Annotated in this window: 6 protein-coding genes; 4 read left to right on the top strand and 2 right to left on the bottom strand. The window is 66.6% G+C overall.

All coding sequences use genetic code 11. From position 1 onward, the window contains the following. Nucleotides 1–189: 189 nt before the first annotated feature. Nucleotides 190–1569, bottom strand: a complete 1380-nt coding sequence (locus tag AC1AYX_RS10275; RefSeq protein ID WP_476503389.1) for an MFS transporter — start codon at nt 1567–1569, stop codon at nt 190–192. A gap of 367 nt (nt 1570–1936) precedes the next feature. On the opposite strand from AC1AYX_RS10275, the gene AC1AYX_RS10270 reads away from it, so the two are divergent. The 3 genes from AC1AYX_RS10270 (at nt 1937) to AC1AYX_RS10260 (ending at nt 5489) form a co-directional block, all read left to right on the top strand. Next, complete coding sequence (locus AC1AYX_RS10270; protein WP_476503388.1) at nt 1937–3361, top strand: FAD:protein FMN transferase; 1425 nt, start codon at nt 1937–1939, stop codon at nt 3359–3361. A 207-nt stretch (nt 3362–3568) separates the two neighbouring features. After that, nucleotides 3569–4090: a hypothetical protein gene (locus AC1AYX_RS10265; protein ID WP_476503387.1), complete on the top strand. Its 522-nt coding sequence runs from the start codon at nt 3569–3571 to the stop codon at nt 4088–4090. Nucleotides 4091–4271: 181 nt separating this feature from the next. Further along, on the top strand, nt 4272–5489 hold the full coding sequence (locus tag AC1AYX_RS10260) for a glycosyltransferase family 2 protein (RefSeq protein ID WP_476503386.1): 1218 nt from the start codon (nt 4272–4274) through the stop codon (nt 5487–5489). Here the strand turns inward: AC1AYX_RS10260 and AC1AYX_RS10255 are convergent. Beyond that, nucleotides 5473–8502 carry an ABC transporter permease gene (locus AC1AYX_RS10255; RefSeq protein WP_476503385.1) on the bottom strand — a complete coding sequence of 1010 codons (3030 nt, stop codon included), beginning with the start codon at nt 8500–8502 and terminating at the stop codon, nt 5473–5475. The genes AC1AYX_RS10260 and AC1AYX_RS10255 overlap by 17 nt on opposite strands. Nucleotides 8503–8696: 194 nt before the next feature. Between AC1AYX_RS10255 and AC1AYX_RS10250 the strand changes: the two genes are divergently transcribed. Continuing rightward, nucleotides 8697–10184 (top strand): amino acid permease, encoded by a 1488-nt coding sequence (locus AC1AYX_RS10250; protein ID WP_476503384.1) that lies wholly within the window; start codon nt 8697–8699, stop codon nt 10182–10184. Nucleotides 10185–10577: the final 393 nt, after the last annotated feature.

Here is a 10577-nt window from a genome sequence, read left to right as displayed (position 1 = left end):
TCAACAATCAGCAGACCGTAAACCATGCCCCAGGACACCCGTCAGGCATGCCCCAGGACATGACGTCAACCATGCCCCGAGACATACGTCAACTATCCGCTGAAACTAGACAAGGGGGAGCTGTCGGCCATAGGCCGACTGAGGGGGTATGACCGTCACTCTTCCATAGCCGTCACCCTTCCATACCCGTCACCCCTCCAGCACGCGCAGCACCTTGCGTTCGTCGTAGAAGGCGAAGACCACGCCGCCGATGCCGCACAATACTGCGGCGCTCACGGCGGCGATGCGGTAGCCGGCACCGGACGCCATGCCGATCGTGGAGACGCCGGTGAACAGCAGCATCGCGACGGACTGGCCCATCTTCATCGCGAATGTGCGGGCCGCGTAGAACATGCCCTGACGGTCCTGGCCGGTGGTCTTCGAGCTGGCGTCGGCGATGTTGGCGACGATCGCCTGCGGCAGGATGCCGAACGCGGCCATCGGCACCGCGCCCACGATCGACAGCAGCACGCCCTGCGCCATCGGCGGCAGGAACGCGACCGCGCCGGAGCCGAGCGCGCCGGCGAACGCGAACGCGCAGGTGAAGATCACGAACGCGACGAGCAGCAGCTGCTTCTTGCCCACACGGTTGGCGAGCAGGTTGACGGGCACGTAGAACAGCACGGAGACGCCGGTCATCAGCACGAAGTAGACGGTGGTCGTGGTCTCGGGGAGTTTCAGCAGCGAGGTCACGAAGAACGGCAGACCGGTCTGGAATGTGGTGATCGCCACCCAGTAGACGACGTCGGAGCAGACGAACTTACGGAATTCGCCGTCGCCGAACGTCTGCCGCAACGATGCGACCATCGATTCGGATGTGGGCTTCGAATCGACGTACTCCCTCTCGCGGATGGCGAGCGGCGGCACGAGCATGCACACGAACGCGACCGCCGCCATGATCGTGAACGTGACCCGAATCGCGTCGACACGGCCGAGCATCGGCACGAATCCGCCCCAGATGACGGGCGCGACGTAGGCGACGGCCGTGCCGAACACCCATGTGAACGAGATGGCGGTGGAGATGGCGAGCTGCTGTTTGGAATCGTGTCCGAGCTCGGCGATGAGCGCGTTGTACGGCGTGCAGTAGAAGGTGAGCGCGATGTAGTAGCCGATCACGGTGACGAACAGCACGGCCGCGTTCGCCCAGCTCGTGCCGTTGACCGGACTCCAGAAGACGAGCACGGTGACGAGCGCGAGCGGGAGCGCCGCGAATTTGAGGAACGGCATGCGGCGGCCGGCACGTGCGTCGCAGCGGTCGGACAGGGAGGCGACGGCCGGGTCGATGAACGCGTCGAAGAAGCGGGCGAACGCGGTGATGCCACCCACCACGGTGACGACGCCAAGCACGGCGAGCCCCTGCGGCACGAACACGGTCTGGCCTTGGGCGATGGTCTCGTTGTCCGGCTGGTAGAAGTACACGAGCCAGTTCGAGATGATGCCGGAGAGCAGCGCCCAGCCGAACTGCCCGACCGCGAACGCCCAGATCTTCGGGGCGGGCAGGTCCTTGACCCGTACAGCGTCATCCGTCATATGCAACCTCCGTGACCTCATTGACACCGCGTCAATCCTAGCATCGGGATATATCCGATCGATACGCTTCCCCCCGAGGTCAGCCCCGTTCCCCCTCAGTCCGGTCTTCGACCGGACAGCTCCCCCACATCCGTGGGGGAGCAAAGGTACATCCGTCACTTTGCGCCCCCTTCAGGGGGAGCTGGCGGCCGAAGGCCGACTGAGGGGGCACCCGGCTTGAGCTCCCCATATCCGTGGGGGAGCAAGGTTTGTCGCGCGACCGCGTCCAGCCGGCAACGACGGCTCCCCCCATATCCGTGAGGGAATCCGTGAGGGAGCAAGCCGGCGGATGGACGCCCGCAGGGGTGCGCTCCTACACTGGGACGGCATGACGTCACTTGCCGAACGTATGCCGTACACGATGGCCTTTCCGCACGCCCTGGGCACCGGAATCATCGTGCAGTCGTCCGAAACCACCGGCGACGGGCGGCGGATCGACGGGTTCATCGAACAGTATGAACGCGTGTTGTCGCGGTTCCGCGACGATTCCCTCGTATCGGCGATGCGACGCGCCGAGCGTGGCGGCACGTTCGCGTTCCCCGATTGGGCGGGGCCGCTGTTCGACCTCTACGATCTGCTGTGCGAGGCGACCGACGGCGCCATCGACCCGTGCGTCGGCGAAGACCTCATCCGCCTCGGCTACGACGCCCGCTACTCGTTCACCCTCTCCCCCGGCGCGATTCCCACCACCACGGATTCCGCCAATACGATTCCCGCCACCGTGGATTCCGCCGATAGCTCCCGCGCAATCCTCGCCCCGACCGGCCGACCCGACACGCGCGACAACACACTCAGCGCAATCCATGGCCAATCCGATACGCACGGCAGCGCACTCGGCGCAATCCATGGACGGCCGACGTGGCACGGAGACGTGACGCGCACCGGCGAACACGGCACGACGCTCGTCACCCACCGCCCGGTCGCCCTCGATTTCGGCGCCTGCGGCAAAGGCTACCTCGTCGACCTCCTCGCCGCCCGTCTCACCGACCCTTCGTCCCCAGCCCCTGCGTTCCCTTCAGAGGGAACCGGCGACCGAAATCCGACTGAAGGAGCAAACCCCACACTCGCCACCACCTCCCCCGCGCCCCCTTCAGCGGGAGCAGGCGGCCAAAGGCCGACTGAGGGAGCAACCCCCACACTCGCCACCACCTCCCCTGCGCCCCCTTCAGGGGGAGCTGTCGCGCGAAGCGCGACTGAGGGGGTCCCCGAGCCCGCGCCTATCCCTGCCTCGACCCCGACCTTCGTCATCGACGCCGGCGGCGACCTCCGCACCTGCTCCCCCGCCCCCGTCACCATCGCCCTCGAGGACCCGTCCGACGACTCCCGTGCGATCGGCACGGCGAGCGTCACCCGCGGCGCGTTCTGCGCGAGCGCGCCGAGCCGCCGCCGCTGGACCGCGCACACCCCCGACGAACGCACGACGATGACGGTCCATCATCTGCTCAACGCGGTCGACGGTCTCCCGGTCGACGACGTGGCCGCGACCTGGGTGTACGTACCGACCGCGGGCACGAATCATGATTCCCGCGGGACGGACGATACCGCGGCGCTCCCCCGCCATGCCGCGCTTCCCCTCTACCCCACCGCGCTGGCCGACGGACTGGCGACCGCGCTGTTCGTCGCCGACCCGAACACGCTGCACGCGCGGCTGACCGCGCTGCACCCCGGAATCACGTTCGAGTGCGCCGTACTCAAGGCCGACCGCACGGCCATCGTCTCCGGCGGGTTCCCCGGCACGCTGTTCACCGCATAGCCCCGCCGTCTCACGGTTTTCCACGGTTTTCGGGCAATCAGGCCCTTACGATTGCGCGGCTGCGGAACATGAGTAAGATTATTCCGGCCTGATTCGCCGAAGACGGCGGAAATCCGCGGGCGGCGACGGCAACGAGCGCGCACAATCGCGCATATCACACACGAACCGGACACAACCTCACACGGGCATACGCACGAAGGAGCGGAGATGACGAACGACCAGCAGCACGCCACCGACACCCCTGACACCACCAACACCATCGAATCCCCCGAAACCACCGCCAACACAACCGCCGAATCCCCGGCCCAGTGCACGAAGAAGGACATGCGCATCGGCATCATCGTGGCCATCGTGGTCGTGATCGCCTCGATCGCCACGTTCGCCTTCACATGGGGCGGCGGCAAGGCAAGCGCCGAATCCGTGGAGAACTGCGAGACGCAGATCGTCGCGCTCAAAGCGCATCAGGACGCGCTCAAGACCGTGAAGGCCGAGGCCGACGAAGCCGTCAAGAACGCTGACGGCAAGACCGACCCCGACCAGCTCAAGGCCGTCAAGGCCGCGCAGGCCGCCGTGGACAAGCTGGGCGACGCGCCCACCTGCCCGTCCGACGGCTCCCAGCAGGACGTGGACGAGGCGATCGCCGCGATCCGCGACTACTCGGACGATCTGCGCAACGCGACCAGCAGCCTCGACGCCGCGGCGAAGGCCCTCGGCGGCGACGCCGAGTGATCGCGCTTCCGGAATCACACGACCGAACGTGGCCGAACAGGAACCGAACGTGATGGTCGTGTGAGACCCGGAAGCGTCCAGCCGACGTTCAGCGTCCCCGTGCCATACTGGAGCCGATACAACGGACCGGACGAACCGTCACGGCCCGTAACGCCACAGAAAGCCGGGGACCACACATCACATGCTGTTGACCACGCCGCCGGGCACGCCGAGCACCACGCCGCTGGTCTCCGTCATCGTGCCCGTGTACGACACCGAGGATTACGTGCGCTACTGCGTCGACTCGATCCTCAGGCAATCGCACCCGCGGCTCGACATCATCCTCGTCGACGACGGCTCCACCGACTCAAGCGCTGCCATCCTCGACGAATACACGCTGCGCGACGACCGCGTGACCGTCATCCACCAGACGCACGCCGGCGCGGCGAAGGCACGCAACGCGGGCCTCAACGCCGCGCGCGGCGAGTGGGTGACGTTCGCCAACAGCGACGACATCCTCGACCGCCGATACGTCGAACTGCTGCTGCACGCCGCCGAACGCACCGGCGCGGACCTCGCCAAGGCACGCTGGAAGCAGTTCGGCGTCGCGCGGCTGTACGACGTGGCGGAGGCCACGGCGGAAGGCGCGCGCGAGCCGGAACGCGTGACCGTGTTCACCGACGCGCTCAAGGCGTACCAGAACGTATTCTGCAAGAGTCTGCGGCTCGTCGGCACCGAATTCGGGCGCAACACGGAAGCCCGGTATTTCAACGATTCCTGCTGGGGGCGGCTGTATCGGCGCGAACTGTGGGAGGGACTGCGGTTCCCGGAAGGCACGCGCGCGCACGTCGCGATGGTGGCGGGCGAACTGTATCTGCGCGTGCGCAAGGTCGCCGACATCGACGTGACGCTCTACCACCAGCTGCAGCATGAGGGCGACGAGCCGCCGGAACGCGAGTTCGGCTACCAGCATGATCAGGCGGTCGCAGCCGCGCACAACTTCGATCTGGCGATGGAGCACGGCGTGCTGCCGGCACGCAGCTACTACGCGATGTCGAGCGCGTGCGACGCGGAGGCGGCGGCGGATTCCGATGCGGCTGCCGACGGCGACGCGGACGATGCGACGCGCGAGGCGCATCAGGCGGCGTATCAGGACGATCTGCTCGCGTTGTCGGAGATGACCGGGCGGCTCACGCCGGCGCAGCGCGTCAAGTGCACGACCACGCAGCTGATCCGGCGGCTGGAGCATCGCGTGTACTGGATGCGCGCGGACCTGCTCAAGCGCGACCGGAAGCCGTGGACGACGGCGGACATGCACATCGACGAGGATGGAGCGGACGCGAGCGCCGGGACGGACACGGACGCCGGAACGGACGGTGCAACGGGCGCGGGCGCCGGCGACGCTACTCCACGCTCTTGAGCGCGCCGACCGGGTCGATGCGGTCGAGCACCGGCTTGGTGAGCCAGGCGACGAACTCGGCGAAGACGAGCGTCGCGAACGCAGCCGCAAGATAGCTGGTCGGGCGCAGATCCACTTCGAAATACAGGGACGGCATGCCGAGCGCCGCGGTGAGCAGACCGCCGATCCAGCGGCCGAGCGGCAGACCGACCGCCACGCCCATCCACGTGAGCACGCGCATCTCGCGGTTCACGTACTGGTGGATCTCGCGCTTGCGGAATCCGAGCACCTTGAGCGTGGCCATCTCGCGCACGCGTTCGGAGATGTTCGTATTCGCGAGCGTGAACAGCACGACCAGGCACAACGCGCCCGCCAGTCCGACGATCAGGGCGACGACCGCGCCCATCAGGTCGAAGGAGAATCCGTCGGCGAGTTCGGCGGTGCCGACCGCGCTGACGACGGCGGGGTCGTCGGCGAGCTTGTCGACGTAGGCGGTCTGGGCGGCGTCGTCTCCTTTGAGCGTCGCGTAGACGGCGTTCCAGACGGGGGTGGCGGCGGAATCACTGGAATCGGCGGAATCACCGAACAGACGCTGGTACAGTGACTCGCTCACGTACACGTCCGAACCGACGAGACTGCGCGTGACGGCGGCGACGCGCGTTCTCGCGCGCGTCAGGTCGCCGCCGCGCAGCGTGACCGTGTCGCCCGCGTGCACGCCGAGCGCATTCGCCGCGGACTGGCTGACGATCGCGCCGGAGTCGTCGAGCGTGACCTCGCCGCCGCCGGAGCGGCCGAACATGCCGCCGCTGTAGCGGTAGAGGTCGTTGTCGCTCGCCTCGCGCAGGTCAATCATCGTGTTGAGGCGCTTCAGCGACCGTTCGGGGACGACGATGAGCTGGATTGTTTCGCTGGAGGCGGGCTGGGTGGTGCCGGACGTGGCGGTGGTGCCGGTCGCGGCGGATGTCGTGGAGGTCGACAGCTCGCCGCTTTCCACGCGGATGCGCAACGTCGCGGTGGTCTTGCCGTCCTTGTCGAGCCGTGCGCGCAGGGCGGGCGCGTCGGCGTCGGCGGAGACGGCCATGAGGTCGTACCGGTAGATGCCGTCGTACTGTTTCGGGCCGATCGCGGCGACCGTGTCGTTGATGGCGAGGCCACACAGGATGAGCGCGGTGCAGCCGGCCACGCCGCCGACCGTCATCACGAGACGCGACTTGAAACGGAAGATGTTGCGTGCGGTCACCTTGTTGAGGAAGCCCATGCGGCTCCAGACCGGGCGGATGCGTTCGAGGAGGATGCGCGCGCCGGCCTTCGGGGCCTTCGGACGCATCAGCTCGGCGGGCATGTGGCGGATGTCGCGGCGGCAAGCGAATGCGGTGGCGGCGAGCACGCCGACCACGAACAGCGCGATGCCGGCCGAGCCGTACAGCCAGTCGTATTCGAGGCGCGCGCCGGGCAGCGTGTACAGGCCTTCGATCACGACGAACAGGAACGCGGGGATGCCGAGGAATCCGGCGACCAGACCGAGTCCGCCGCCGATCAGGCAGGCGAGCAGCGCGAACAGCAGATAGCGGGAGGCGACGGCGATGCCGCGGTAGCCGAGACCGAGATAGGTGCCGATGAGACCGCGGTCCTCCTCGACCATGCGGGCCATCGTGGTCAGGCTCATCAGCACGGCGACGAGCAGGAACACGACGGGGAACGCGCGGCCGATCGATTCGATCGAGGTCATGTCCGATTTGAAGGCGCTGAAGCCGCCGATGTCGGCGCGCGTGGTCACATACCAGCGAACCTGCGGGATTTGGGAGGCAACCTGTATGGTTTGGGCGTCGATCTGCTGGATCGCGGCCTCTTTCTGTGCGGTGAGGTCCGCCTGCGCCTGGTCGAGCTGGGATTGGGCCTGTTGCAATTCCGGGCTTTTCGCGATGACGGATTGCCGGACTACTGCGGGGTCGTATGCAGGTTGGGAGGAATGTTCTGCAGGTTGGGCGGAATTTCCTACAGATTGGGGCATCAACCCTGCAGATTGCGCCGCCAACCCATCAACTTGGGCGTCGAACTGCGCGCGTTGCTGGTCGAGTCGGGCTTGGGCGTCCGCGAAACGCTGTTCGGTCTCGGCGCGGGCCTTATCGAGTTTCGCCTGGGCCGCATCGGTGAGCTGTTGACGGCGGGCCTTCTCGCGCTTGGACTGGATGGTGTTCTCGATGCGGCTCGCCACCGTGCGCACGGCGGTGTCGTAGTCGTCGGAGAACGTGTCGAGGTCGGAGGTGCCGGTGACGCGCAGGCTGATTGATGTGTAGAGGTCGTCGGCGGTCTCGGAGGCGATGGCGGTGGTGCTGTCGGCCGCGTTGTCGGTCGTGTCGGTGGTCGTTTCGGTGGTCGCGTTGTCGTCTGTACCGCCCGCCAGCGCGAAGAACGCGTAGTCGTCGGAGGCGGTGGAGCGGAAGGCGTTCTTCGAAGCGTACCCGTCCGGATTGGCGAGATCCTGCGGGTCGATGACCACGCCGGTGATGGTGAGCTTCGTCTTCTTTGACTTTTCCGACTGCTCCGATGTGACGCCGAACCGACCACCGACCTTGAGGCCGCTGTCGCTGAGGAACCGCTTCGTGACGGCGATTTCGCCGGTCTTCCGCGGCAGCCGGCCCTCCGTGAGGTACGGGCGATCGAGGCCTGTCGCGGCGTCGCCGTCCACACCGCCGCCGACTCCCCCGATCTCGCGGATTACCGCGGTCTTGTCCGAACCATGCACGCTCACGGTCACTGTCTGCGAGCGCTCCGCCTGCACCGATTCCACACCGCGCACCTTGCGTAGCGCGGCCACGTCGTCGTCGGTGAGGCCCGCGGTGGAGACGACCTGGATGTCGCGCAACCCCTGCGATTCGTAGAAGCGGCCGGCGGCGAGGAACGCGTCGCGGCAGCCCGCGTAGATGCCGGTGAGCACGGCCACGCCGAGCAGGGTGATCAGCGCGATGGAGACGAACCGCTTCCACGACCGCCGCCAGCAGCGCAGCATGTCCTTGAGAAACGCCTGCGACATCACGCACCTCCTTGTCCTCTTCCATTGTCTTCGCGCCGGTCCGCGGACGCAAACGCGATCGCCGTGGGGAAACGGCATACAATACCGTGGTTGCGAACCGTCGCGCACAGCCCACAAGGTCTCCCGCGACGGGCGGACGGCGAAGCCGCCCGTGAGACACGACGTGAGATATGAGACAAGAGAGAGAAGAACATATGGCTTCCGAGAACAAGGCCGGCGACACGGCCACGAAGCCGCGCGAGACCGACGACGTGCCGGTGCCCGCGACGCTGCGCAAATCGTTGAAGAACCGCCACATCCAGCTGATCGCGCTGGGCGGCGCGATCGGCACGGGCCTGTTCTACGGCTCGAGCGAGTCGATCGCGCTGGCCGGCCCGTCGATCCTGCTCGCCTACCTGATCGGCGGTCTCGCGATCTTCATGATCGTGCGCGCACTGTCCGAGATGTCGGTCGAGGATCCGAAGGCGGGCGCGTTCAGCTACTATGCGACCCGCTACTGGTCGAAGCGCGCCGGATTCATCTCCGGCTGGAACTACTGGTTCAACTACATTCTCGTGTCGATGGTGGAGCTGGCCGTAGTGGGCAGCTTCGTCAACTACTGGTTCCCGGCGATTCCGACGTGGGTGTCGGCCGCCGTGTTCCTCGTGGTGATCTGCGCGGCGAACCTGCTCGGCGTGAGCAAGTTCGGCGAGTTCGAGTTCTGGTTCGCGATCATCAAGATCGTGGCCGTGATCGCGATGATCCTGGGCGGTCTCGCGGTGATCGTGTTCGCGCTGCCGACCGAGTCGGGCGCGAAGGCGACGTTCGCGAACTGGTTCACCGTGGGCGGCGGCTTCTTCCCGAACGGCCTGATGGGCCAGGCGAAGGACGGCTCGTGGACGGGCCTGCTGATGGCGCTCGTCGTCGTCATGTTCAGCTTCGGCGGCACCGAGCTCATCGGCATCACGGCCGGCGAGACGGAGGACCCGAAGACCACGATCCCGCGCGCCACGAACGACATCATCTGGCGTATCCTCGTGTTCTACATCGGCGCGCTCGGCGTGATCATGGCCGTGGTGCCGTGGAACCAGATCGACGGCAAGTCCAGCCCGTTCGTGCAGATCTTCGACTCGGTGGGCGTGCACGCGGCCGCCGGCATCCTCAACTTCGTGTGCCTGACCGCCGTGATGAGCGTCTACAACTCCGGTCTGTACGCGAACTCCCGCATGCTGTACTCGCTGGCGAAGCAGGGCAACGCGCCCGCCTACCTCGGCAAGCTGAACAGGCACGGCGTGCCGGTGGCCGGCGTGCTCACCTCCGCGGTGATCACCGCGATCGCCGTGGTCGTCGTGTTCGTGTGGCCCGAGTTCGCGTTCAACTACCTGATGTCGATCGCGACGATCGCCGGCATCATCAACTGGACGATGATCATGGTCACCGAGATGAAGTTCCGCCGCGTGGTCGCCGCCGGCGGCGCACCGGGCGACACCGATCTTGCGGGCAAGTCGGGTGCCGAGGCGTTGGCCGCGATCCACTTCAAGCTGCCGTTCGCGAAGGTGACGCCGTGGGTGGTGCTCGCGTTCCTCGCGCTGGTCGTGGTGCTCATGTGCTTCTCCCCCAGCTACCGCGTCGCCGTCATCGCCGGCGTGATCTGGCTCGCGATCCTCTTCGTCGCCTACCAGCTCACCCAGGCGAAAAAGTAGAATCCGCCCAGGTGATTCCGAGCGAACCAAAGTGGGGTGCCGGCAGTCATGTCGGCACCCCACTTCGTGTATTCGGCTTCGTGTATTCGGCTTCGTGTATCCGGCCCCGCGCCGCAGCCCGGCACCGCGGCCCGACACCACATACCCGATGCGACAGCGCAGGGTTCACCGAATGCCTGCCGCGCCGCACGCCCCAGCACCATGTCGTCCAATACCGTTACGAGGGGTACATCCTCCGTCGTCTTTACACCTATCTGCGTTGCAAGGGGTATCCCAACAGGGGTGTATTGTCTCGGGGCATAGTTGACGCATGTCTTGGGGCATGGTTGACGGGGTCTCCTGGGGCATGGTTTACATGTGTGTTGGGGCATCGTTGGCACCGGGTACGGGTTT

This window comes from Bifidobacterium sp. LH_419 (assembly GCF_056356955.1).
Note: the sequence above shows the minus strand (reverse complement) of the source record. Positions and strands in the feature narration are given on the sequence as shown.